Origin of the sequence: Microvirga sp. RSM25 (assembly GCF_044784385.1) — a bacterium.
GTDB classification, from domain to species: domain Bacteria; phylum Pseudomonadota; class Alphaproteobacteria; order Rhizobiales; family Beijerinckiaceae; genus Microvirga; species Microvirga tunisiensis.
In genome coordinates this window covers 3,291,203-3,315,557 of record NZ_CP173039.1, presented here as the reverse complement: position 1 = coordinate 3,315,557, position 24,355 = coordinate 3,291,203, and the positions used below count along the sequence as shown (strand labels likewise).

Here is a 24,355-nt window from a genome sequence, read left to right as displayed (position 1 = left end):
TCGTGTCAAATCGCTCCTGCTGGCCTTAGCGACATTGCTGGTTTCTTAACCGTGTTTCTGCAAAATGCTCTCTCGAGTGTCTCATGCGGGAACGAGGCGCTGTCGAACTTGTTGCCCCTGCACAAGGATAAAATTTCCTATCTCCGAAGAAATTTGGCGCGAGATGCGGTCCTGTCGAAGGATCGGTTGTTGGAGTTGGGGCATGCGTATTCTGATCCTGGAAGACGATCCGTGGATTGCGACAGACCTGCAATCGATCCTCGAAGCCGAGGGGCACGAGATCGTCGATTCTCTCGGCTCCCTCGACGAAGCCTACCGGCATCTCGACGATGAATTTGATTGTGCCTTACTCGATATCGACGTGATTGGCGGCAAGAGTTTCGGCGTGGCCGAGGCTCTCATCGAACGCCAGATCCCGTTCGTCTTCGTATCAGCTCCAGGCCTGTCGACCTGCCTCAGACCCTTCGGCAAGCCGCCTTTGTCGCGAAGCCTTTCGAGGAACGGACGCTTCTCAAATCCGTGGAGCATCTCACTCTGAATCGCTTGCCCTGCTGAAGAATCGGACCCGAAAGTGGACTCCACGTCTCGGGTCGATCCGATGCTTCTTCGCTTGGCTGACGCATCGTTCAGTGCGACCTGAAGGTCCGCGCCAGCGAATAATCAAGTCCACATTTTGCTGACGCGGACCTCCGGTTCCGCACGATGCGCTAACGACAGTGCAAGCGGGAACCTGTCACGGCTCAATGACGTCATCTCTCATCATGCAAGATTTCCGCTTCGGTTTCTGCTGCAAATACATTCCCGACGACGGCGATGCCCATGCCGCGCGGGCGATGAACACGAGCGCGGTCACGATGGCCTATCTCGGACGGCTCGATCCGAAGTCCGGTTACGATAAACTCAGCGCCGTCGTGGCTCACAACCTGGAAGCGTTCCGGCGGCAGATCGCCCATGTGGCGACACGGCCGAAGGTTGAGCGTCTTCACCGGCTGTCGAGCGATCTTCTTCCTGGATACACACATGCGAGTTGCAAGGAATTCTACCGCGAGCCGGATCTGCGCCGCCTGATCGAAACGAAGCTCGCTTCGATAGGACAACTCGCCCGTGACCACGATGTGCGGCTCAGCATGCATCCCGGCCAGTTCTGCGTCATCGCATCCGCCAATCCATCCGCGGCGGCCAACGGACTGGCGGAGTTCGAGTACCATGCCGAGATCATGGCGCTCATGGGATATGGCGACGGCTGGCATCCACACGGAGCGCATATCAACATCCATGGCGGTGCGAAGGCTTTGGGAGCGGAAGGCATCCGGAGCGGTCTTGCGCACCTGTCGAGCACGGCCCGCAATCTGATCACGATCGAAAACGACGAAGTCAGCTTCGGCCTCGACGATCTCCTGCCGCTATCTGAAGACGTGCCGCTTGTTCTCGATCTCCATCACCACTGGATCATGAGCCAGGGCGAATACATCGAGCCGGAGGATCCCCGGATCGCACGCATCGTCGACTCCTGGCGTGGCGTCCGCCCGGTGAGCCATGTCAGCGTCTCCCGCGAGGGCCTGCTGCCAGATCAGGACATCGGAACTCTTCCGGATTTTCAGGCGCTGATTGCGGCAGGGATCAAGCCCAGGGACCTGCGTGCCCATTCGGATCTTATGTGGAACGAGGCCGTCAACGATCTGGTGGTGCGCCATCTGGCCTGGTCGGATTTTGAAATCGAGGCCAAGCTCAAGAATATCGCTTCGGAAGGACTGGCTCATCATGTGGAACAGCGCCAAGCGGGCCGCCAAACTGCACAATGAAGTTTCGTTTCATCGCGGGCCTGGAACCAAACCGTTTTGGCGGCGTTGTCGGGGATTGTGCAGTGAGTCAAGAAGTCGATGCCCGCCGACCCTTCCACCATTCTCCTCGTCGAAGACGAACCCCTCATCCGCCTCTTCATTTCAGACCTTCTCGAAGATGCCGGTTTCAAGGTGGTAGAGGCAGCCAATGCCACCGAAGCCTTGGTGCTTCTGGAGGCGGGCCTGCCTGTCAACGTCCTTCTGACGGATGTTGACATGCCGATGGGCTGCAACGGCTTCGAGCTCGCGCACCGGGTCCATCGTTCCTGGCCCGAGACCGAGATCCTCATTATGTCGGGCCGGCAATGGCCCTCGCAGGGGGATCTTCCTCCGGGAGCGGCGTTCCTGGCCAAACCTTGTCCTAACGAGGCTATAGTGTCTCATGTCCATTCTGCAGCGGAGCGGACGAGGCGCCTCAGTCATGTTGCCAAAAACCCACGACCTTCCGCTGAACATACAGGGAAGATCCTCCCCTTCCCGAAAACCGCCTAAATTCCTGAACTCTGGCTTGCTGATGACGCTGAGCGGACATAAGCTCTGCCGGAATTGACCTTCTGTCAGGGGGCCGGGCTCGGGTAAGTCTTTCCGCGACGTCCGACCGAAGGCTGGTCAATGAGCTTTTCGGGCCTGGTTCAGGGCTGTCGACGAGCTTTCCCATACCATTCCCGGAGGAATACATGCCGACCAAGACTACAGACGGAAAAGCCGGTGCGAAGAAGGCTGCAGACAAGCCTGCCGCCAAGAAGGCTGCCGGCTCCAAGCCCAATGCTCTTCAGAAGCCTTTGCAGCCGTCCAAGGAACTGGCCGCCATCGTAGGCTCGGATCCGCTGCCGCGCGGCGAGGTCGTAAGCAAGATCTGGGATTACATCAAGAAGAACAACCTTCAGAATCCCGAGAACAAGCGCGAGATTCTGGCTGACGACAAGCTGAAGCCGATCTTCGGCAAGCCGAAGGTGACGATGTTCGAGATGAACAAGCACCTCGCTCAGCACCTGAAATAAGCCTGCTGATTAAGCCTCTTAGGAATCCTGCCGCCACTGCGTGAGCGGCAGGATATCCGGCCGTTGACCCGGCGCCTTCTCCCAGGGATCCACAGCCCAGGCTGTCCCGGTTCGCTTCTCGGCAATGACCGCTGTGAAATGCGGATAGCGTCCATCGAGGAAGAAGCCGCGGGATTCCGGGTATTCCACCACATGATGGGCCAGAAGCCCCTGTTCCTGCAGAACCAGGAGCAGGCTCATGGTGTTCGCGGTCTCGTCCAGGCAGTCCATTTGCCCATAAACGCCCGACATCTGGGGCGGCGAGCCCGGTTCATCGGGCTTCCCGCCGAGCGAAGTGGCCAAGTAGGAAGTATAGGATCTGATCACCTCGCCCAGAGTCCGCCGCTCCACGTCGGGCGAACCCTGGCCGGATCTCAGGGTCGCCCTGGCGCGGCTGATCCACGCCCCGTCGACTGAGATCGCCATGCGGCGCGCGCATCCATAACCGTGGCAGGCGATGATCCTGCTCCCCGATGGACCGACATAGCCCTGCTGATTGAACCAGCTTTGGGCAGGCAGGGACGCTGCGGCAGCCGGCAAGGCCATGAACAGGAACGGCAGGGCTTTCAAAATGAGAAGTGGCATCGATCTCACGATGGGGGTACCTATCCGCGAAAGGTTGCAGGTGCCCCGGGTCATATAGATCAAGCGGTTCGTCTGCCCATAGGTTAAGCTTGATTGAGTCGGGTTACGACTTTGGAGTTTTCATGTCCCGCATCGTCTTCCTGAACGGATCCTTTCTGCCGATCGAACAGGCCAAAGTGCCTTTCATGGACCGAGGCTTCATGTTCGGAGACGGCGTTTACGAGGGGATCGGGATGCTCGACGGGCGCCTGATCGACAACGACGCGCATCTGGAGCGTCTGGAGCGCTCGCTCGCCGAGATCCGCATTCCCAATCCCTATGCTAGGGCCGAGTGGACCTCCTTTCAGGAAGAGCTCGCGCGCCGCAACGGCATGACGGAAGGCTTCATCTATTTCCAGGTCACCCGTGGCGTCGCGGAACGGGATTTCTTCTTTCCCGAAGATGCCAAGCCCACGGTCGCGATGTTCACCCAGGCCAAGGCGATTGCCGGCGCTCCGGCGGCGCAGACAGGCATTGGCGTCGTCACCGTGCCGGATCTGCGCTGGCAGCGGCGTGACATCAAGTCGATCAATCTGCTCGCACAGGTTCTTGCCAAGCAGGCTGCGAAAGAGGCCGGTGCACAGGAAGCCTGGCTGGTGGAGGACGGCTTCGTGACGGAGGGCGGCTCATCGAGTGCCTTCATTGTCACGAAAGAGGGCAGCATCGTCGTGCGCCCGCTCTCGAATGCCATTCTGCCGGGCATCACGCGCAAGTCCCTGCTGCGGCTCTCGAAAGAAGACGGAATCACGCTCGAGGAGCGCCGCTTCACGGTCGAGGAGGCATACGATGCCGCCGAGGCCTTCCTGACCAGCGCCTCGAACTTCGTTCTTCCCATCGTGTCCATCGATGGACGTCCGGTCGCCGACGGCAAACCGGGTCCGATCACGAAACGGCTGCGCGAGCTTTACCTCGCCATGGCCAGTGCGCCGGCCATGGCAGCCGAATAGCTTTGCCGGAACCCGCTCCTGGGTCGTCCGTTGCCTTTCCAAAGGAGCGACCCATGAAGCGTGTGCTGGTCTTAACCACGATCCTGGCAGCCGGCCTCAGTTCGGCTGCCCTGGCGCAGAATCCCGGGGTGCTGAACCAGCAGGCTCCGAACATGCCTGCGCCGAACCAGATGCCGGCCGAGAAGCTCGAGCCCGACAGCAATCTCTCCGGCCCGAACGGCCCGTCCGAGACAGGCTCGACCAAGACCTTGAGCGACAAGCTGGAGCAGTCCGATGGGGTGATCCGGCCGCCGGCGAATGCCTCTCCCGACATCACTGTCCCGGCGCCGGTGCCCGACCCCGGCACGACCCCGGTCATCCGCCCGCCGGGCAGCCCCGGCGGCAATCAGCAAGTGGTTCCGAAATAAGCCGGCGTTCGGCGGGGAAAGCTATTTCCCCGCCGAACGCCGGCGCTTGCCCTCGCGGGACCTGTTGTTCTCGCGCGCTTTCCCGTTCCCGGACTGATCGTTGCCGCTTTTCATGATCTGAGCGGCGACGTCTGAAATCTGGCGGCGCAACTCGTCGCTCTGGCCCTCAGAGCTCTCCAGGCCCGCAAGGCGGCTCTGGACTTCGTCCCGTTCGCTTTCGATCTCGCGGATCCGCTGCTCCAGGATCAGGCCGCGCTCCTGCTCGGCAGCAAGGCTCTTGGCCAGCTCGGCCAGGCGAAGGCGCTCATCAGAGAGCTCGCTATGACGCTCGCCCAAGGCACGCTCGAAATCGTTGCCCCGGGCGGTCTGAGTCATCAGGCGGGTTTCGAGATCCGAGATGGTGATGCGCTTGGTGTCGAGCTCGCTCAGGGAACCCGTGAGGCGCCGCTGCGTATCGGTGAACTCGGTCTCCAGGCGGATGAGCTTCTCCTCCGTGTGGATGAGCTCGGCCTTGAGCTTGGAGCGCTCGTGCTGCGCGAGGTCCAGTTCCATCCGGGTGTTGGACAGCTCGTTCAGGGTCGCGCGGTGGGCATTCTCAAGGGCTGTCAGCGTCTCGCGAGTGCTCGTGAGATAAGTCTGCGTCTGCGACTGGTCGGCCTCGAGGGACGCGAGCCTGGTCTGGGTTTCAGCCAGCTTCGTCTCAAGCTCGGACACCGTGCGGTCCCGCTCGGCGAGGGTGACTTCCAGGGCTTCGATCCTGATCGCTCGCCTGCCGAGCTCTTCCATGCTCTCGTGCTTAAAGGCGAGAGCCTCCTCGGCCTTGCGCTCGATCCGCCGCTGCAAAACGGCGAACTCGGCCCGCAGGTGATCCTTCTCCGCCGTCAATTCCGAGATCGACATGGGAAACAGCGCCTCGGCCCGGCGGCGGGCCAGACGCTCCGCGCGTGCATTGACGGCTGGGATGATGAGAAGCGCGATGAGGGATGCTGCGACGAACCCCAGCGCAAAGATCATGATGCTTTCGATCACGCGGACGCCAACTCCAAGATGCTTGACCGGTAACGCTCAAGCACCTTGCCTTGTGCCTGCGCAGCTTTCCAGAGCCACGATGCTCCAGACCGCCCGTTGTAGCGCATTCGGAGCCGGTTTCCACTGGCGTCCTGACACTCCTGGCTTGCAAGATGGATCTTAGAAGGGATTCCAGGTCGGTTCCGGGGTGAACTTCAGGTAGCCGATATTGACGCCGAGGCGGGCACCGACGCCGGCACGGATCGGCACCACGATCATCTCGTCCGCCGCAACGGCCGTCACGCCGAAGCCGCCGATGAAATAGGCCGATCCGTCGACACCCACGAAGCGCTTATAGAGAGCGTCCGTAAAGGGCATGTTGTAGACCAGCATCATGGTGCGGGCGCCATCGCCGCCCACATCGAAGCCCAGCGATGGCCCCTGCCAGAAGATGCGGCGGTCGCCGGCATTGCGGGTGAAGAGCTTGCCCTCGCCATAGCGCAGCCCGCCGAAGAAGGCGCCGGAGGCTTCCTGGCCCAGGATGTAGCCGTTAGGCTCGCCCCAGCGCCGGATGGCTTCCTGCAAGGCGAGGGCGATCCCACGGGACGCGGAGCCGAAGAACTGGTGACCCGATTCAACCAATTCGTTGGAATTGAAGGAGTCGGGGCTGCCGGGATTGCTCGCATAGGCGCGTTGGACGGTTTGGGCCGAGGCCTGCAGGGGTAGGGCGCCGATGAGGGCGGCAAAGGCCGCTGCCGCAAGAATCGTGGACCGGGAGCGCATGGGCTATCTCCTCGCATGAGACAGGGGACAATCCGGCCTTTTCAGGCCGGAAAGCTGCTATCGAGGCTCGAACCTTAAGATCATCAACCCTAACAATCTCTGTACGGAATGCCTTTTGAGAATACGGAATTAATCATCGAAGGCGAAATCGCCCAGGAAGGCTCAACCAAAGCGCTCGGACTTTAGGCTGCCGAGGCAGAGACGGGCAGGTCGAGGCGCGACGCCAGGGCGATGTCGCCGATGGCCGCGAAGGGGCCGTTTCGATAGCCACTGTCTTCGTGCCCATATGTCAGCGGAGCGCCGCCAGGGCCGACGACACTGCCGCCGGCGCAGGTGAGAATATGGTCGCCTGCCGCCGTGTCCCATTCCATGGTCGGACCGCAGCGCACATAGACATCGGCCTCGCCGGAGGCGATGAGACAGAATTTCAGGGCCGAGGAGGTCATGCGTCGCGTGCCGATCGACAGAACGGACAGGCAGGCTTCCGTGGCAATGTCGCCATGGCGGCGGCTCACCAGGGCCACGAGGTCCTTCTCGGGGGCCGCACGGACCTTCGCCTCGCGCCAGTCGAAACCCGTCTCTGCCTCATCGGGGAGGGAACTCTTCCAGGCCGTCTCGCCGGCCATCCAGATCGAACCCATGGCCGGGGCGGCCACGACGGCCGCCATGGGCCTGTTCCCGCGGATCAGGGCGATGTTGATGCTGTACTCGCCGGTGCCATGAATGAAATCCCCAGTGCCGTCGAGAGGGTCGACCAGGAAGAAGTAATCGTCCGTGTGCGTGGAACTGCAGGTTTCCTCCGCGACGACGGGCACCCCGGACCAAGCCTCGTCGAGACGTTTGATAATCAGCTCTTCGGCGGCGAGGTCGGCTGCCGTGGTCGGGCTTCCGTCGTCCTTGATGCGCTTGTCGAGAAAAGCGCTTTCCATCGCGCGTAGGACGCGACCCGCCTCCCAAGCGATATGAGCGAGCTTCTGGGCGATCTCGTCGGGATTTTGATCATCGAAGCGCATCATAGCTTTGTGCCCGGTCCCTTGAGAACTGTCGATCTCTTTTTGCCTGCTTCCCAAAGAACTCGTAGCCGGGTATCCGGGTTCACGTTCTCTTTCCTGTTTGGCTGTATGCATGCGAGTCGAAGTCTCGATTTCATGAACACATAGCTGACTTTACGTTGCCTCCGGAGCCCTCATGGCCACGATCTCGCTCGATTCGCTCGACCTCGCCGCTCTTCTCTGCTCGCGCGTCTGTCACGACGTGATTTCGCCGGTAGGCGCGATCGTCAACGGGTTGGAGGTTCTGGAGGACGACAGCGATTCCTCCATGCGCGACTTTGCGCTCGACCTGATCCAGAAGAGCGCTAGGCAGGCCTCCGCCCGGCTGCAATTCGCCCGTCTTGCCTTCGGGGCTGCCGGATCGGCCGGAGCCTCCATCGATCTCGGCGATGCCGAGCAGGTCGCCCGTGGGCTCTTTCTGGACGACAAGATCTCCTTCTCCTGGTCGTCGCCCCGGCTCCTGTTCCCGAAGAACCGGGTGAAGCTGCTCCTCAATCTGGTCATGATTGCCACCACCGCCATTCCGCGCGGCGGCTCGATTGCCGTGACTGTGACGGGAGACCCGGAGAGCTGCGCCTTCACCATCCTCTCAAAAGGTCTGAATGCACGCATTCCTGCGCATTCCGAGGCGCTTCTGGCCGGAAATTCGGAGACCGGCACGATCGATGCCCATGGCATCCAGGTCTATTACGCCGGCATGGTGGCTCGCGCCTCGAACATGACTGTCCTCTTCAGCATCGAAGGCGACGAGGTGACGATCCGGGCTACTACGGCATAGGGCGCGGCATTCACGCCTTGTAGGCGACGAGAACCGCCCCCGTGGCGATCAGGGCAATGCCGATCCAGTTCGGCATTGCCAGCTTCTCCCCGAGAAAGAGCACGCCGAACAGAGCGACGAGCACGACGCTGAGCTTGTCGAGCGGGGCTACCCGTGCCGCATCACCGAGCTTCAACGCCCGAAAGTAGCAGAGCCACGACGCCCCCGTGGCAAGCCCGGAGAGGACGAGGAAAAGGTAGGTCCTGCCGGACACGGATGTCGGAGCCTGCCATTGGCCGCTGCCGATCAGAATTCCTCCGAGCACGAGCAGAATCACGATCGTTCGGATGAAGGTCGCGAAATCCGAATTGATCTGTTCGATGCCGACCTTGGCGAAGATGGCCGTCAAAGCCGCGAAGGTGGCCGAAAGCAGGGCCCAGAATTGCCACGACAAAAGAACGGATTTCATGAGGGCCTCCATACGTTCATCAACAAAAAAGCCCGGGTTTGAACCGGGCCTTTTTGGATTTGCAATTGATCGCGAAGCTTAGATCGCGATGCGCTCCTCCGCCTCATTCGGTTCACGCAGCACGTAGCCGCGGCCCCAGACGGTCTCGATGTAGTTGCGGCCCTGCGAGGCATTGGCGAGCTTCTTGCGCAGCTTGCAGATGAAGACGTCGATGATCTTCAGCTCAGGCTCGTCCATTCCCCCGTAAAGGTGGTTGAGGAACATTTCCTTCGTGAGGGTCGTGCCTTTGCGCAGGGAGAGGAGTTCCAGCATCTGGTACTCCTTGCCGGTCAGGTGAACGCGGGCACCGCCGACTTCGACCGTCTTGGTATCGAGATTCACGATCAGGTCGCCGGTGGTGATCACCGACTGGGCGTGACCCTTCGAGCGGCGGACGATCGCATGAATGCGAGCCACCATCTCGTCCTTGTGGAACGGCTTGGTGAGATAATCGTCGGCGCCGAATCCGAGGCCCTTCACCTTGTCCTCGATTCCGGCCATGCCGGAGAGGATCAGGATCGGGGTCTTCACCTTCGCGACGCGGAGCGTCCGCAGAACCTCGTAGCCCGACATGTCGGGGAGGTTCAGGTCGAGAAGGATGATGTCGTAATCGTAGAGTTTGCCGAGGTCGATGCCCTCTTCTCCGAGATCCGTCGTATAAATGTTGAAGTTCTCGGACTTCAGCATCAGTTCGATGCTTTGCGCAGTCGCGCTGTCGTCTTCAATCAGAAGTACGCGCATGTTCAATCCCCAGCCCTTGCCCTTGAGCTTGTAAGCAGCGGGAGGCTGCCCATCCGCCGCCGGGCCTGCGACGGATGCTCTTTTGAACTGATTCGAAACGCTAATTCAGAATGGTTAACAAACCCTGATTCTGGGATGCAAGCGCTTAACGACCTTGGCAGGCAGATCATCTGCCGAAGGCGATTGTCCTGTGGATTCTGGGTAACCATAGGGAACCGCCTCATATCATCCCAAATTCTTGTAACCTAAGCGTTTCAGGTGGATCCGGGAGCAGATCCGAAGCGGCCGCGCCCGTGACCGAGCCAGTGTTAACGAAATCGGTAAACGAAAGGTTTACGGGGCTCGGGGAGAGCCGACATGGGGCAAGCTTTGCCCTGGGGAGGCGAAGGGATAGGAAATTTTTTGTCGCAGCCGGTAAGGAAAGCTCAACTTCCGTCGGCGATGGTGAGGCATGTCTGGCGGATAACTGAGCGATCCGTGAGATCCAGTGAAACAGCGACGTGTGGAGTTGAATCAAGATGAAGTCGCGGGATACGCTCATCCGCCTCAAGCGCTTTCAGGTCGACGAGAAACGTCGCCGCGTGGCGCAGATCGAGATGATGATCTCTGAGTTCGACCGCATGGCGGCTGACCTGGACCGGGAAATCGCAGCGGAGGAGCAGAAGGCCGGCATCGCCGACCCGAACCACTTTGCCTATCCAACCTATGCGCGCGCCGCGGCCCAGCGGCGGGACAACCTTCGCCACTCGGCCCAGAACCTGCACATCCAGCTCGACGATGCGAAGGCCGAGCTCGGTGAAGCCTTCGAGGAACTGAAGAAGGCTGAGAGCCTGGAAGACCGCGAGCGGACCCTGGATGCCGCTATCAGCCAGGTCGGGCAGGGCCGCGCCGTTCGCGCAAGCGCCTGATCGTCCGACCGATCGAAGCTTTATGAGGGCGCGTCCAACCGGACGCGTCCTTTTTCATGCCTGGGCTGCCAGAACCGGAATATGAGGGGCGGCATCCCGCGGGAGAAATCCGAGGAGACGCGGATCGTCGGCCACCTCGATGGAACGTCGATAGGGCGTGAAGCCCGAGCGCAGATAGAAGCCGAGGGCGCCTGGCGAATCGAGCGTGCAGGTATGGACGAAGAAGCGCTTGATCGGCCGCGCGAAGGCGCGGCCGATGGCTTCGTTCATCAGGAAGCGCCCGCCCCCTTGGCCGATGAACCCGGGAACAAGTCCGAGAAAGGCCAGCTCGACCTCTCCCTCGGACCGGAAGTCGAGTTCGAGCAATCCGACATCGGCGGTGCCATCCTGCAGGGCAAAGGCTTCGACCTTGGGATCGTCGAGGATGGCCGCCAGCTTGTCATCGGGTATCACCGCCCGGCTGAACCATAGCCATGGCTCGCCGACCGCCTTGAACAGCGCCCGATAGCGCCGATGATCCTGGTCGATACGCCGAAGGCTCCAGCTGTCCGGCTTTTGAAAAGGCGACAGGGCAGGGCGCCTGCGCATCTCCAGATGAGTGACGATCGCAGCGATCTTGCCCGGCGGCAGGTCTGTGTAGCCATTGAGGTTGAGAGCCGCTGCAGGTCCCGCCGTCATGTGCCATGCCTTCCGGAAGCGGTGAAGAATAAGGAGAAGGCTGTTTGATAAGGGCATTGTCTCCCAACGTCACGCCTCTTCGGACGGACTGGCCACTCCTCCACGAAATTTCTCGGCATTTATCTCCTTTGGCCGATGCTGGCCTTGGACCTTATGTCATGCCGCAGCAAGGCATAATCCCCTTGCGGAACAAAGGGATTATGGGCACAGAAGGGACCAGCGAGGGAGTTCTGCCGGCTCTATGAAGAATGTGCGTGAGTTCATTTGGCCCGTGATCGGGCTGCTGGCGGTCGTCGTGTCGGGCTGGCTTCTTTATCGTGAGCTGCGCGGCATGTCCCTCGACGATGTCTGGGACAGTCTGACCGCCGTTCCGGCTCACCGCTATGCCTTCGCTGCGCTCTCCACCCTGGTCGCTTATGCCGCCCTGGCCTGGTATGACCGGATCGCCCTGCTGCACTTGGGCGTGAGCCATATTTCGTGGCTGTTCGTGTCGATCACATCCTTCACGACCTATGCCCTGTCCCACAACATCGGTGCCTCGGTCTTTTCCGGTGCTGTCGTGCGGTATCGGGCCTACACCTCGAAAGGCCTGGGAGCGCCCCAGATCGCCGTGCTGGTGGCCTTGTGCTCGTTCACCTTCGGCCTCGGCACCATTCTGCTCGGCGGGGTCGTACTGGTGGCCGATCCGACCCTGCTGCATCGGCTCGAAGAGCTTCTGCCGTCGATGCTCACCAACCCTGCGACGGCCCGCATCGTCGGTTTCCTGCTGCTCGGATTCGTCGCTCTCTATGTGGTCGGTTCCATTCTGCACCTCCCACCGCTCGTCATCCGCAAGACAAAACTGGGATATCCCCGCCCTGCCGTGATGGTGCGTCAGCTGATTGCTGCGCCGCTCGAGCTTTTGGGAGCAGCCGGCATCATCTATTTCGTCCTCCCGGCCCATCTCGAGCCCAGCTTCATCATCGTGCTTGCCGTCTTCCTGGCCTCCTTCTCGGCGGCCTTGGTCAGCCATGCTCCCGGAGGGCTCGGCGTGTTCGAGCTCGTCTTCCTCACGGCGATGCCGGACATTCCCAAGGCCGATGTGCTGGCAGCCCTCATCATCTTCCGCCTCTTCTATCTCCTGATCCCCTTCGGCCTCTCGCTGGTGGTCGTTCTGATGTTCGAGCGTGCGCGGCTGGCGCAGGCCTGGCGGGGCCGGGTTGTGGCGGCCGATGGCTCCGTACCGCCGCCGCCTTTGTCCTCATCCGATCAATGACGCCCTTCTGGCGACGGCTGCGCTTCGGCCTTTCGACGCTGCTTGGGGTCAAACGACTCGGCTTCTTCATTCCCTATCGTTATGCCGACAGCGTCGAGCCGCAGGATTACCCGGCGCTGCACCCCGTGTTCGCGGCATCCCGGCCTCGTTTTTCCGGGGTGCTGGAAGACATCGAAAGCCACGCGGACGATCTGCGCTCGATCCTGCAGGGCAGGGGGGCGGCACGCTTCGATCAAAGCTGGTTCCCGCGGCTCGATGCGGCGGCGGCTTACGCCGTCGTTCGTCGGGAGAAGCCACAGCGCATCGTGGAGATCGGCTCCGGCCATTCGACCCGCTTCATGGCCCAGGCGGTGCTGGATGGAGAGCTTCCCACCCGCATCACCTGCATCGATCCCGCCCCTCGGGCCACTTTGCGGAAGCTCAATGTGGAGCATCGGCAGGCTCTCCTGCGGGACGCCGATCCGGTCGTGTTCGAAACGCTCGAGGTCGGAGACATCCTCTTCATCGATTCCAGCCACATCGCCATGCCTGGCACCGATGTGGACCGCCTCTTCCTCGATGTGCTGCCGCGCCTTGCGAGCGGGACGCTGATCCACGTCCATGACATCACGCTGCCCTATGCCTATCCGGAGGCCTGGGAATGGCGCGGGTATAACGAGCAGTTGCCGGTTGGCGCGCTTTTGCAGGGAGACGGGTACGAACTTGTCTTCGCGAGCCACTTCGTCGTGAGGGACAGCGGCTCGACCCTGTCACAGGGCATTCTGTCCGAACTGCCTCTGGTCTCCGGCGCTCACGAGACCAGCCTGTGGCTGCGGAAGCGATAGCGCGGACCGTCCCGTCGAACCTTCAGGCGGCGACCGCCGGCTTCTGGCCCGGCTCCGGCACGGCAACGCCGGCTTCCACGTATTCGTTCAACTTGTTGCGCAGGGTGCGGATCGAGATGCCGAGGATCCGTGCGGCGTGCGTCCTGTTGCCGAAGCAATAGGTCAGGGTATCGAGGATGAGGTGACGCTCCACATCGGCGATGGTGCGCCCCACAAGGATACGCCGCAGTGCATCGATGGTCTGCTCCGCTTCAGCGGGTGTAACCGAACCTGCATTCGCCTGGGATGAGCCTTGCTGTTCCAACGAATCCTGGGTGCCAAGCACGATGTAAGCCTGCCTTAAGGGAAGTGATTCAGGAGTTTATGCTCATCTTATGGTTAGGAAGGTCTTAACGGCCGAGCCTCTAGAGCATCAATCCGTCAAGCGGCGCATCGTTGGGAACGGAAAACCGGATCCGCTTTTCGCTGACGCGGACCTTCGGCTCCGCACGATACGCTGGCCAATGGAAAAAGGCGCCTGTCAGGTAGCCGGCGCCCTTTCCAGAGATCTGTTGCGATGCCTATTGGCGGTATTGCTGAATGCGCGTGGTGCGCAGGCCGGCTAGGCCATGCTGGTCGATGGACATCTGCCAGCTCAGGAATTCCTCGGTAGTCAGCGTGTAACGCTGGCAGGCCTCTTCAAGGCTGAGAAGACCGCCGCGGACGGCGGCGACAACCTCGGCTTTACGACGAATAACCCAGCGGCGGGTGCTGGACGGGGGAAGGTCGGCAATCGTCAGGGGACTGCCATCGGGCCCAATGACATACTTGACCCTTGGGCGGTGGGGTTCGGTCATGATACGCTCACACAAAAATTCAACGACCTTTGACAGGCTCGAACCTACGCGACGGGACTTAATGTTTTCCTAAGCCCATCAGGCAGTTACGAGAATGCCTAAGCTTAGCCATAAACGTTAACGTTGGCTTATTGCCGCGCACTTTCCCTTTAAGAATTGTGGCGCGAGAGCATCGGACCCAAAAGTGGACATGCACTTTTGGGATCCATCCAATGCTCATCCTCTGAGCTGGCGCATCGTTAGTCTCGGACCCGAGGGGCCGCGTCAGCGAATACTGGGTCCACTTTTCCGCACGATGCGCTATAGAAGGGCTTTGGTCCGCCTCCCGTGCGCCGCCTTGAACGGCGCCTCTGGATGGAAACATGCTCAATTCACTCGATCTTCCCACCGATCCCTCGAAGACCCGCGTCGTGGTTGCGATGTCGGGCGGCGTGGACTCGTCCGTCGTCGCGGCCCTGCTCAAGCGCGAGGGTTACGATGTGCTCGGCATCACGCTCCAGCTTTACGACCATGGCGCCACTACCCACCGAAAGGGCGCCTGTTGCGCCGGTCAAGACATCTACGATGCCCGCCGGGTGGCGGAGGCCATCGGCATCCCCCATTACGTGCTCGACTACGAGGCCCGGTTCCGCGAGGCCGTGATCGACCGCTTCACCCAGAGCTATCTGGCGGGCGAGACGCCGATTCCCTGCGTCGAGTGCAACCGCTCCATCAAGTTCCGCGATCTCCTGGAGACTGCCAGGGAACTCGGGGCCGATGTGCTCGCCACCGGCCATTACGTAGCAAGCCGTGCCCTGCCTGACGGACGCCGCGCCCTCCACCGGGCGGCCGACCCGGATCGGGACCAGAGCTATTTCCTCTATGCCACCACTCCGGAGCAGTTGGATCTCCTCCGCTTCCCGCTGGGCGAGTTGCCCAAGGAGAAGACCCGCGAACTCGCGCGCGAATTTGGGCTCACGGTGGCGGAGAAGGCCGACAGCCAGGACATCTGCTTCGTCACGCAGGGCCGCTACAGCGACGTGATCGAGCGGCTCAAACCCGGTGCCGTGCACGGTGGGGAGATCGTCCATGTGGACGGCCGCGTGCTCGGCCGCCATGAGGGGATCATCCATTATACGGTGGGGCAGAGGAAGGGGCTGGGGCTGTCCGTGGGCGAGCCGCTTTATGTCATCCGCCTGGATGCCAAGGAGGCTCGCGTGGTGGTCGGCCCCCGGGAAGCCCTGGCAACCCGGCTGATCCGGGTGACCGATGTGAACTGGCTCGGCGATGTGCCCCTTAAATCCCTGAGCGAGAAGGGAATGGAGGTCGCCGTCCGCGTCCGCTCCACCCGCCAACCGCGCCCGGCCCTTTTAAGATCCACAGGAACCCACACTACGGTCGAGCTGTTATCGGCGGAAGACGGGGTGTCTCCCGGTCAAGCTTGTGTCATCTATGAGAGCGATGCTCCCCGGTCACGTGTGCTTGGCGGGGGCACCATTGCTCGCATAGTAGCCGAAGCCGCACCTGCCGCGGCCTGAGGTATCGACCAAAGGAACCTTTATGACGGATGGAGCGACCACCGTCCTGATGCGCAAGGCCTATGCGCGTTGGGCCCCGATCTACGACCTCGTCTACGACAAGCTGACCGAACCTGCCGCCCGCGCGGCCGTGGATGCCGCCGTCGCCTGCGGTCCCAAGGTGCTGGAGGCCGGCGTCGGCACGGGGCTGTCCCTCGGCTACTACCCCAAGCATGCCGAAGTTTATGGGGTCGACCTCTCCGAGGACATGCTGCGCAGGGCCCAGGACAAGGTCGAGAAGAGGGGGCTCAGCCATGTGAGAAGCCTGCAGGTGATGGATGTCACCCGCCTCGGCTTTCCAGATGAGAGCTTCGATGCGGTCACGGCCCAGTTCATCATTACCCTCGTGCCTGATCCCGAGACGGCCCTCGATGAGTTCATGCGCGTGTTGAAGCCGGGCGGCGAGATCGTTCTCGCCAATCATTGGGGCCAACCCTCCGGCCCGATCGCAGCCCTGGAGGAGCTGGCCTCGCCTGTCGCCAAGGCCATAGGCTGGAGTTCGGCCTTCAAGGCGGCCCGGGTTGAAGACTGGGCGCGTGAAACTGGCCGCATGGAAGTCGTGGAACTGAGATCCCTGTTCCCGGTCGGGTTCTTCAAGCTGATGAGAATCAGGAAGCGGACCTGACGACCTGCCTCAGGTGGATCGGGAGCAGATCTCTCTGCTTGAGCCACGAAAGGCCATCGACCAGGTCTCCTTCACCCAAGATGACTTTCGGAGCCCGAGCCCTATCTTCGTAAGGGCTGCCATCTGCCCATAAGTGAAAGCTCTTCCCATGCGCCTCTTCATGTTTACCTCCCAAGCCAAAGACGATCTGCACGCCTTCGCCGGCGATGAATCGGGCAGCAAGCTTCCGGGCAAATATGCTCCCTGGGGGCTGACTGGCACGCTGGGTTCCCGCGAGGCGCCGCCGCATAAATTCTCCCGTAAGGCCATCGAACAAGCGATTTCGAGCGAGGGCTTCCAGCTCTGGCGCATGAAGCCCAAGGGCTGACAGGTCTCCGGTTGGATCTACCAGATCTTTTGAGAGGTCGTATTTCACAAATCCGCAGCTTGGCCACGCGTCTTTCTTGACACCGGGGGCAACCTTCCCTATATCGCGCTTGCCTGACGCGGGGGGTACCCCGCTTCCTGGGGCGGAGTAGCTCAGTTGGTCAGAGCAGAGGAATCATAATCCTTGTGTCGGGGGTTCAAATCCCTCCTCCGCTACCATCCGTTCAGTAACTTACTGAACTTACAAACAAATTTACTGATTAGATACAGTGTTGGTAGCGCCGTTCCGGCGCTTTCGGCATTTGGCGCTCTTGGCCTGCTTCGGGCCGATGGAGCGCACATATGGCGAGAAAGCCCTACACAGCCCGTTTTCACACCCAAAAACTGATTTGAAGGATGCAAGGGAACTCATTGCGGAGTTCGTGCGGGAGCTCGCAAGGACCGACGCCCGGCGGGACCGGGCGAAGGTTCTAGAGGGCGATTGGCGGAAGAATCCGCGGAAGCGGGCTCTTACGCCCCCTGAGGACCGCGATTAGCGGTGTTGGCCGCACTGGGCCGAAGGAGCTACAAATGGCGAAATATTGGTCACACCCCGCAATATGATTCTGCACGACGCCGATGGGCTCCGGCAGGAAAGAATTCGATTATTCTATGCCTCTCAGCGGCACTGGTTTAAGCCTCATCGTTACTGCCTAGGTCAGCTTGGCTTGCAATCTGGGGATGTTGCTGTCCATCCTCATGGCTTAGCAGTGTAGTAAGGGCGTGCGTAGGCGTGGCTCATGTCTTTGGTGGACCGGATACGAACCGGAAACTCGGCTGTCTAAGTGCCTATCTGCGTGCTTTCACTACGGCCTTGCGCAACCAGAACTTCGCCTGCGTCTCCATCGATGCCTTCGCCGGTTCAGGCACCCGAACCGAAGTCAGAGCTGCTCTACCACTGTTCGAAAGTGGCGCGGATGCGATCGAGGTCACAAGTCCGGGCTCAGTCTCGATTGCTATCACCACTGATCCGCCCCTCGACGTAATTGTTCTGATAGAGCAGGATGACGCGAGATTTGCAGAGCTTGAGAAGCTCGTTGCAGCAAATCCATCACGGCGGGTCGTACTTCGACGGGGCGATGCCAATCCGCTTGTGAGGAAGCTCTGTACCGAGGCTCAATGGCGTAAGCAACGTGGCGGGCGACGCGGCACGCGGGGCGTGATCTTCTTGGATCCATATGGGATGGAGGTTGATTGGAGCACCCTCGAGGCTATTGCGGCGACCAAAGCACTCGATTGTTGGTACTTTCTCCCGCTCTCAGGCCTCTATCGCAACGCTCCGCATGACCCCACAAAGCTGGATGTGCACAAGGAGGCGGCACTCGATCGTGTTCTCGGCACTACCGATTGGCGGCAGCGCCGGTATGAGCATAAGACGTTGCCAGCAGACATGTTTGAGACAGAGGCGCAGGCCAAACGCCGAGCGGACATAGCCGCAATCGAGGCCTACGTTAAGGAGAGGCTTGAGACAGTCTTCAAGGGTGCTGTCCTTGACCCAATCCGACTACATCACAAGAATGGCGCGCCAATGGCATCGCTCTTCTTCGCCGTCTCGAACGATAGCCCGCAAGCTGTCCGCCTAGCGACCGAAATCAACAGATCCTGATGCGGCCTGATCAGCGGACGACGATGGCCTCTGATCCGGTCTGGCCTAATTGAGACGGTCTCCCACGCCCGCGGTAGGAGCTTTACGGCGACTGGGGGAGTGACCTCATAACGACCAGCGACCCGGCAGATCGTGTCGCCCTTATCAACCACCCACCGGATGCGGCGAGGCAGATCCTGGGACTACAGTGTTTTCATAGTGAGTCTCTTCGCCTGCGCCCTTGAGTACAATCGAGTCACACCCCGCGTGTTCGTTCAACTCCAGACCACTCTAGGGCCGATCGACATTCAGGGTTCACCTTGGCGGCGGTGCGTGAGTCACAGGTCTCCCGATCGAAGCTGAAGACCTTTGAACGGCCGGGTCCTACGAATTGACGAGCGAGCAGTGGAGCCGCATTGAGGGGCTTTTGCCCGGCGATCCCAGGCGGAGTGGCCGAGAGTGCCATCGCACCAAGCCAAAGCTAGAATCTTACACCGGTAGTTATATCAAACGGCACTATTGCCGTGAGTGTAGATCGTGCTGAGCTCGGCAGGATAGCGCTTCTCCTGGGTGTAGGAAAAGTTCCTCTTTACAACTTGTATACGTTATAATATGTCGCTACCAGAGCGCAGGGAGTTGGACTGGCCGTCGCAGAGATTGAACTGGTTGAGCGTGGTTTCGGGGGCAGGAATGAGATTGCGGGGAGCGGCTCGGGTGACGCACGTGCTGTTGGCCATGGTCGCGACAGCCTCGGCGCAGGAGGCACCCCGAACCGAGCGCTTCGCCGATTGGGAAGTCGCCTGCGCTTCTTCTGTCCAAATCCATCAGACATCCGCCTCCCCACAACCAATGGTGGATTGCCAGGTGGTTCAGCGCCTCACGGCAGAGAGGGGCGATGATATCGTCTTCGCGGTTACCATCGTTCGTAGCGCCCAGAGTGCACCGGTTGCCATCGTCTCGATCCCGCTTGGCGGCTATATCGTCCCAGGGATTGAACTGAGCGTGGATGGCAAGAAGCCCTATAAGCTGCTGATCGAGACCTGCAACGCCGCCGGATGCCACGCGGGATTTTCGCTGTCAGGTCGCATCGACAAGGAACTTCGCTCGGGCAAGCACGCCAACTTTCGGCTCTGGGCAGCAAAGGATAAGCCGGCGGACGCAACCGTCTCGCTCAAAGGCTTAGCCGACGCTCTGACCCGCCTGGAGCGGTCCTCATGAGGTTGCTCCTGTCCGTCATCGCATTCGTTGGACTTTGCGGTGCGAGCCCGGCCTCGGCCCAGGTCGTGCCGGATGGCACCACACGGACGAGCGCGACGACCGCGAATACAGGCCGTGTCACGGTCAACATCGCTCCAGCCAATCCGAGCGGGATCAGCCACAACACGTACTCGGAATTCTCGCCGCCGAAGCACGGCCTTGGGCTTAGCAATCGCGGAGTGGACGCCTCGACCATCGTCAATGAGGTCACGTCAAGCCGCCGCAGCCTCCTGAACGGGCCGGTTGAGGTCCTCGGATCCCGCGCCCATGTCGTCATCGCCAATCCGAACGGCATTACTATCGATGGCGGTCACTTCATCAATACCGGCGGTGTCGCACTCTCGGGCGGAAAGGTGCGGTTCGAGAATGCCGCGGCCGGCTTGGTCAATACGGTCGTGACCGCCGGGACGGGTGACATCGCCGTCGAAGGCGCCGGTCTCTCCGGGACAATGACGACCCTGCAACTGGTGGCCGGCCGCCTGAAAATCGACGGGCTCGTCGCCAATGACCAGGTGAGCCCGAGCGCCGACATCGCCCTGGTCGGTGGACGTTTCGAGGTTCTACTGGACTCGAGCGTGTCGCCTCTGACGACGCTGCGCTCATGGGCGTCACGCCGGGCGCTCGACGGCACGGCGGATAGGATCGTCGTCGACGTGACGCCGCGCGGCTCCCTGTCGGCCAGCCGGGTCCACATTGCGGTGAACGGTCGTGGCGCGGGCGTGAGCTATGCCGGCAAAGGTCAGGCCGCGATCGGCGACTTCACGATCTCCGCCGACGGCAAAGTGTCGGCCAAGGGCGCCGCCCTCAAGTCCGAGAAGAGCTTCACGATCGAAGCGGGCGCGATCGATATTCTCAACAACAAGTCGCGGCAAAGCACCGTGAGCGCAGTGTCGGGATCCGTCCGCTTGGTTGCAAGCTCCGGCGACATCACCCTCCTTGGTCAGGTGACCGGCGCACAACACACGGAGGACGACCCGCTCGCCAAGGGTGGCGTCACCCTGAAGGCGGCGCGGGACATCAAGCTGCTGAGCGAAAGTGGCAAGAGGCTTGCAATTGCCTTCGCCTCAAAAGACGACCTTGTCATCGAAGCCGGCCGCAACGTCCGAAACGACACGGGGCGGTTGCTGTCGAACGCCGCCGTCGTGATGCGGGTCACCGGCAAGACCGAGAACCTGACCGGCGTATCCGGGAACGGAAAGGCTCCCGTCCAGACGACGGAGCGCCGTCGGTCAGGATTTCTGGGAAGATTGTTCGGATTTCGGCATCACGGGCAAATCGTAACGGGGGAATTCGGCGCGGCCCGAATTGCAAAACAGCTTGGATACATATCCGGCAAGACCATTGATATCCAGTCGGGCACGCTTGAGAATTCCGGCGAGATCGATGCTCTGGATGGCGCTCTTCTCGTCAAGACAGCCACCCTCGTCAACCAGGGAATCCCAGCCGGTGCTTATCGGATCGAGAAGCAGTGCGGCCTCATGTGCTGGAGCCGGGCCGTCAGCGACATAGCCTTCCTCGGCGGCGTCATCAATGCTGCCGGCAGTGCGTCGATCACGGCGACCACGGTCGTCGAGAATGGCGGGCAGATCACCTCATACGGTAACCTGTCCGTCACAGCGCCGCGCGTGATCGGACGGGCAACGTTCCTGCCCGACTTCTCTGAACGTCCCGCCGGCCTCTTCAACGGCTTCTTAGGCCCGAAGGCGATCCTGTCCCTGTCACCGAGCGGCGGCATGTTCCTAGCGCCAACCGGAACGGTGACGGTCGAGAGCCGTCAGCCGGTTCTCCTGGCAGGTGGCCTCATCGAGGGGAAAGTTGCGACCGTGGTTCCCGAGGGCATCGAAGCCAGCGATCCTCCGAAGGCGATCTTCCTCGGTGGCACGAGCCATATCGGCCTCCTGCGCTTTCTGTTTGAGTGAACGCCATGCCGCTGTTCACACAAAAGGAGCAAGGCCTTTTCCTGCGCCGGGTCCATTGTGCGGCTGTCGGGGTTGCCGGCCTTGTCGCCGCTATGGCGGGTATCATGCCCGGAGCACACGCATCCGCTGCCCAGTCCGATTCCGAAGGGCCTGTGCTGACGATCGCGACGAAGCCTCCAGCACAGACATCCCGCTCCTGCACGCCTGTACGACAGATCGAAGTGCGCGGCGTCGTTCTCATCGAGGCCGAGGATCTCAGGCAGAAGCTATCGGCTCTCGCGGTCGGCTGCCTCGACAATGAGGAGGTCAAGACGCTTTTGGCCGTCGTCAACGAGGCCTATGCGGAGCAGGGCTATGTGACGACCCAGGGCTACCTCCCTGAGCAGGACATCCAAGCAAGCCATCGTCTCGTCATCAACATCGTCGCCGGGCGGATCGACAAGGTGATCTACCGGGAGGGGAGGGGCGACGAGGCACTGCCGTTCCGCGAGCGACTGAGCAAGGGCTGGACCCAGGTTGTCGAGGTGAAGGGGGCGTGGAGCACACTCTCGGCGCTGTCCGCCTTGTTCGATCGTCTCGACGATCCTTTTGACGATATCCAGATCCTGCCGCGCGATCTTGAGACGGATCCGAAGCTCTGGATGAGCTTCATCACGGGATCGGGCGACGTCGTGCAGATGGATTTGGTCCAGCAGGGCATCGACCAGATCAACCGCGTGGCGTCGGCGCGCGCCCAGGCAAAGCTCGAGCCGGGCGAGCAACCGGCGACCTCGATAATCGTCGTCGAGAACAACCGCGAGGACGCGTTCCGGCTCAATCTCGGCTACGAAACCAACGGCGTGGCGCTCAACGGGTCCGGGGCCACGGTTCCGCATCGTCTCAAAATCGATGCGGCCAAGGACAACCTCATCGGCATCAACGACGCCTGGCGGTTGTCCTATGCGGGTGGACTCGATTCGAACGAGGCCAGAGCCGCGTTCTCTCTTCCCTTCCGCCGGTTCACCTTCTCGGTCGACGGCAGCTACTCTGAGTCGCTGAGCGAGATCACGCGCGGGGTCGAGATGTTCTCGCGTGGCGGAAATGTCTCCGGCACGCTCGGGTACCTGATTCATCGCGAGAGCAGCCGCCAGATCACGCTCGATTCGACATTCGGATGGCGGCACAACGAGCGCTACATCAACGGCGCCGGTCTCGCCCCGGAGGTCATCAGCTTCGGGCGGATGGGTCTGACGGAGACTCGCACCTTCGAGACCATGCAGATCAGCTATGGCGCGGGCCTGGTGCACGGGTTGCCAATCCTCGGCGCGATCGACGATCCGGCTGCGATCGACCGCTCCGTTCCCCGCGCCCAGTTCTGGAAGATCGACGGCAACGCATCCCTGGCCAAATCCCTGCCTGAGATCGGCCTGCTCAGGCTCGATCTGAACGCTCAATGGACCGCACATCCACTCTATTCCGATGAACAGCTGGTGCTTGGGTCGGTGGCGAGCGTGCGCGGCTTCACCAATACGGCGTCCCGTGCCGACCGCGGCTTCGTGCTGCGATCCGAATTCGCCCCCATTCTGCCGGTCGGGGCTCTCCTCGGCGAGCACAAGGACGATTGGCTGTTTCTGAACGAGGTCTTGTCCGGGCTGCAGCCGTATCTCTTCTCCGATTACGGGCTCGGGTACGACATCGCTAATCGGGATGATCTGCAGCGGGCGAGCATCGGTGGAGGGGTCCGCTACCGCCACGGCCGCGTGAACCTCGATGTGAGCGTCGGCGAACCGGTACTCCGGCGCGGCGGCGGCCCGAGCAAGAACTGGCAGTCGCCGGAAGCCTACCTCACCCTCTCCGTGAAATTGCTGTGACGACAAGGAGTCTTTTGATGAACCTTCGCCTATTGCTTGGAACTGCCGTAATCTGTGCCTTTTCGATGTCCGCTTCTGCTCAGACCAAAGCACCTGCACCGAAACCGCCACAGGAGAAAAGCCAGCCGGCCGCACCGGCGCCGGCTGCTGCGCCAGCCTCCAGCGGCGATCCGCTCAAAGACGGCCTCGCCAGTCTCGAGGCGCGCAATTACGAAGCCGCGCTCAAATCCTTCAACGAGGCCTATAGCGCCGGCAAGGCGGACGGCGCCTTCTATCTCGGCCGGATGCTGGAGCTGGGCGTGGGCCTGCAGGTCGATCCCGAGAAGGCGCGCATGCTCTATCTTGCCGCGGCCGACAAGGGTAGCGCGAAGGCTCTGAACCGCATCGGCCTGATGGCGTTCCGCGGCGAGGGCGTGCTGCAGGACTACAAGGCCGCCCGCGAAACGATCTGCAAGGCGGCCGATCTCGGTGACCACGACGCGCGGTTCAACTGCGCCGGGCTTCTCGCTCAAGGCCAGGGTGGTGACAAGGACCCTGCCAAAGCGATGACACTCTACGAGAAGGCTGCCGAGCAAGGCCATATCGGCGCGATGAACGCGCTCGTCTATGCCTATCGCGATGGGACGGGCGTTCAGCAGGATGCCGGAAAGGCGCGCGGTTATTTCGAGAAGGCGGCGGCGAAGGGCAACCCGGTCGGGCTGTTTGAGATCGGCGCCCTGTACGAGACCGGCAGCGCCGGCGCGCCCGATCTCGCGAAGGCGCATCTCTACTACAACCTCGCCTCCGCCCGCCAGCACCCGCAGGCGAGCGAAGCGCTGCAGCGGGTCTCCGCCGCTCTGGCGCCCACTGAGGTCGAGAAGGCTCAGGCCGAAGCGCGGGCTTGGAAGGCGATCCCTTAAACACATCGATTGCCCGGGGCGTCCGGTCCGGATGCCCCAGGACTTCCATA

The 24,355-nt window shown here is 61.5% G+C and carries 26 protein-coding genes, 1 tRNA gene and 1 pseudogene; 19 read left to right on the top strand and 9 right to left on the bottom strand.

From position 1 onward, the window contains the following. The first annotated feature begins 202 nt into the window (after positions 1-202). The 4 genes from ACD578_RS15755 (at position 203) to ACD578_RS15740 (ending at position 2,842) form a co-directional block, all read left to right on the top strand. Positions 203-538 carry a hypothetical protein gene (locus ACD578_RS15755; RefSeq protein WP_404286419.1) on the top strand — a complete coding sequence of 112 codons (336 nt, stop codon included), beginning with the start codon at positions 203-205 and terminating at the stop codon, positions 536-538. Between the two features lie 223 nt (positions 539-761). Next, a complete protein-coding gene (locus ACD578_RS15750) occupies positions 762-1,802 on the top strand; it encodes a UV damage endonuclease UvsE (protein ID WP_404286417.1) in 1,041 nt (346 codons plus the stop codon). 78 nt (positions 1,803-1,880) lie between these two features. Next, the gene (locus tag ACD578_RS15745; protein WP_152713679.1) at positions 1,881-2,333 is read left to right on the top strand and encodes a response regulator; all 453 of its coding nucleotides are present in this window, start codon (positions 1,881-1,883) and stop codon (positions 2,331-2,333) included. A 185-nt stretch (positions 2,334-2,518) separates the two neighbouring features. Continuing rightward, positions 2,519-2,842, top strand: coding sequence for an SWIB/MDM2 domain-containing protein (locus ACD578_RS15740; RefSeq protein WP_152713681.1), 324 nt, complete (start codon positions 2,519-2,521; stop codon positions 2,840-2,842). A gap of 18 nt (positions 2,843-2,860) precedes the next feature. Here ACD578_RS15740 and ACD578_RS15735 read toward each other — a convergent pair whose 3' ends face one another. Then, the gene (locus ACD578_RS15735) at positions 2,861-3,466 is read right to left on the bottom strand and encodes a hypothetical protein (RefSeq protein ID WP_404286414.1); all 606 of its coding nucleotides are present in this window, start codon (positions 3,464-3,466) and stop codon (positions 2,861-2,863) included. Between the two features lie 122 nt (positions 3,467-3,588). Between ACD578_RS15735 and ACD578_RS15730 the strand changes: the two genes are divergently transcribed. Both ACD578_RS15730 and ACD578_RS15725 read left to right on the top strand, forming a co-directional pair. After that, positions 3,589-4,452 carry a D-amino-acid transaminase gene (locus ACD578_RS15730; protein WP_404286412.1) on the top strand — a complete coding sequence of 288 codons (864 nt, stop codon included), beginning with the start codon at positions 3,589-3,591 and terminating at the stop codon, positions 4,450-4,452. A 53-nt stretch (positions 4,453-4,505) separates the two neighbouring features. Continuing rightward, on the top strand, positions 4,506-4,859 hold the full coding sequence (locus ACD578_RS15725) for a hypothetical protein (RefSeq protein WP_404286410.1): 354 nt from the start codon (positions 4,506-4,508) through the stop codon (positions 4,857-4,859). Between the two features lie 21 nt (positions 4,860-4,880). Here ACD578_RS15725 and ACD578_RS15720 read toward each other — a convergent pair whose 3' ends face one another. From ACD578_RS15720 to ACD578_RS15710, 3 genes are all read right to left on the bottom strand, one after another. Next, positions 4,881-5,888, bottom strand: a complete 1,008-nt coding sequence (locus tag ACD578_RS15720) for a hypothetical protein (RefSeq protein ID WP_404286408.1) — start codon at positions 5,886-5,888, stop codon at positions 4,881-4,883. A gap of 159 nt (positions 5,889-6,047) precedes the next feature. Beyond that, entirely contained in the window at positions 6,048-6,650 is a 603-nt protein-coding gene (locus ACD578_RS15715; protein WP_404286406.1) for a DUF1134 domain-containing protein, read from the bottom strand. 182 nt (positions 6,651-6,832) lie between these two features. Then, on the bottom strand, positions 6,833-7,666 hold the full coding sequence (locus tag ACD578_RS15710) for a 3'(2'),5'-bisphosphate nucleotidase CysQ (RefSeq protein WP_404286404.1): 834 nt from the start codon (positions 7,664-7,666) through the stop codon (positions 6,833-6,835). 172 nt (positions 7,667-7,838) lie between these two features. Here ACD578_RS15710 and chpT point away from each other — a divergent pair, with 172 nt between their 5' ends. Beyond that, positions 7,839-8,480: a histidine phosphotransferase ChpT gene (gene chpT / locus ACD578_RS15705; RefSeq protein WP_404286402.1), complete on the top strand. Its 642-nt coding sequence runs from the start codon at positions 7,839-7,841 to the stop codon at positions 8,478-8,480. A 10-nt stretch (positions 8,481-8,490) separates the two neighbouring features. Here chpT and ACD578_RS15700 read toward each other — a convergent pair whose 3' ends face one another. Next, on the bottom strand, positions 8,491-8,928 hold the full coding sequence (locus tag ACD578_RS15700; protein WP_152713696.1) for an EamA family transporter: 438 nt from the start codon (positions 8,926-8,928) through the stop codon (positions 8,491-8,493). Positions 8,929-9,006: 78 nt separating this feature from the next. After that, on the bottom strand, positions 9,007-9,708 hold the full coding sequence (gene ctrA / locus ACD578_RS15695; RefSeq protein ID WP_114944720.1) for a response regulator transcription factor CtrA: 702 nt from the start codon (positions 9,706-9,708) through the stop codon (positions 9,007-9,009). 518 nt (positions 9,709-10,226) lie between these two features. On the opposite strand from ctrA, the gene ACD578_RS15690 reads away from it, so the two are divergent. Next, a complete protein-coding gene (locus ACD578_RS15690; protein WP_404286399.1) occupies positions 10,227-10,616 on the top strand; it encodes a flagellar export protein FliJ in 390 nt (129 codons plus the stop codon). Between the two features lie 54 nt (positions 10,617-10,670). Here the strand turns inward: ACD578_RS15690 and ACD578_RS15685 are convergent, their stop codons facing one another. Beyond that, entirely contained in the window at positions 10,671-11,294 is a 624-nt protein-coding gene (locus tag ACD578_RS15685; protein WP_404286397.1) for a GNAT family N-acetyltransferase, read from the bottom strand. Positions 11,295-11,535: 241 nt separating this feature from the next. Here ACD578_RS15685 and ACD578_RS15680 point away from each other — a divergent pair, with 241 nt between their 5' ends. Both ACD578_RS15680 and ACD578_RS15675 read left to right on the top strand, forming a co-directional pair. Then, entirely contained in the window at positions 11,536-12,549 is a 1,014-nt protein-coding gene (locus ACD578_RS15680; protein WP_152713702.1) for a lysylphosphatidylglycerol synthase domain-containing protein, read from the top strand. Beyond that, positions 12,546-13,373, top strand: coding sequence for a class I SAM-dependent methyltransferase (locus ACD578_RS15675; RefSeq protein WP_404286395.1), 828 nt, complete (start codon positions 12,546-12,548; stop codon positions 13,371-13,373). The genes ACD578_RS15680 and ACD578_RS15675 overlap by 4 nt, the downstream gene beginning before the upstream one ends. Positions 13,374-13,395: 22 nt before the next feature. On the opposite strand, the pseudogene ACD578_RS15670 reads toward ACD578_RS15675, so the two are convergent. Next, positions 13,396-13,599 (bottom strand): annotated as a pseudogene (locus ACD578_RS15670) (helix-turn-helix domain-containing protein); the annotation flags it as partial. Positions 13,600-13,933: 334 nt separating this feature from the next. Further along, a complete protein-coding gene (locus ACD578_RS15665; RefSeq protein WP_009763782.1) occupies positions 13,934-14,209 on the bottom strand; it encodes a DUF1153 domain-containing protein in 276 nt (91 codons plus the stop codon). A gap of 362 nt (positions 14,210-14,571) precedes the next feature. Between ACD578_RS15665 and mnmA the strand changes: the two genes are divergently transcribed. From mnmA to ACD578_RS15620, 9 genes are all read left to right on the top strand, one after another. Next, the gene (mnmA, locus tag ACD578_RS15660) at positions 14,572-15,726 is read left to right on the top strand and encodes a tRNA 2-thiouridine(34) synthase MnmA (RefSeq protein WP_404286392.1); all 1,155 of its coding nucleotides are present in this window, start codon (positions 14,572-14,574) and stop codon (positions 15,724-15,726) included. A gap of 22 nt (positions 15,727-15,748) precedes the next feature. Continuing rightward, a complete protein-coding gene (locus ACD578_RS15655) occupies positions 15,749-16,390 on the top strand; it encodes a class I SAM-dependent methyltransferase (protein WP_404286390.1) in 642 nt (213 codons plus the stop codon). Between the two features lie 160 nt (positions 16,391-16,550). After that, positions 16,551-16,757, top strand: coding sequence for a hypothetical protein (locus ACD578_RS15650; RefSeq protein ID WP_249688671.1), 207 nt, complete (start codon positions 16,551-16,553; stop codon positions 16,755-16,757). A gap of 141 nt (positions 16,758-16,898) precedes the next feature. After that, positions 16,899-16,975, top strand: a tRNA-Met gene (locus ACD578_RS15645). 553 nt (positions 16,976-17,528) lie between these two features. Continuing rightward, entirely contained in the window at positions 17,529-18,401 is an 873-nt protein-coding gene (tcmP, locus tag ACD578_RS15640; RefSeq protein WP_404286388.1) for a three-Cys-motif partner protein TcmP, read from the top strand. A 693-nt stretch (positions 18,402-19,094) separates the two neighbouring features. Beyond that, positions 19,095-19,598, top strand: coding sequence for an invasion associated locus B family protein (locus ACD578_RS15635; RefSeq protein ID WP_404286386.1), 504 nt, complete (start codon positions 19,095-19,097; stop codon positions 19,596-19,598). Continuing rightward, entirely contained in the window at positions 19,595-21,556 is a 1,962-nt protein-coding gene (locus ACD578_RS15630; RefSeq protein ID WP_404286384.1) for a filamentous hemagglutinin N-terminal domain-containing protein, read from the top strand. Before ACD578_RS15635 ends, ACD578_RS15630 begins: the two co-directional genes overlap by 4 nt. A 5-nt stretch (positions 21,557-21,561) precedes the next feature. Further along, complete coding sequence (locus tag ACD578_RS15625; RefSeq protein WP_404286382.1) at positions 21,562-23,406, top strand: ShlB/FhaC/HecB family hemolysin secretion/activation protein; 1,845 nt, start codon at positions 21,562-21,564, stop codon at positions 23,404-23,406. Positions 23,407-23,423: 17 nt separating this feature from the next. Further along, entirely contained in the window at positions 23,424-24,305 is an 882-nt protein-coding gene (locus ACD578_RS15620) for a tetratricopeptide repeat protein (protein ID WP_404286380.1), read from the top strand. Positions 24,306-24,355 lie beyond the last annotated feature (50 nt).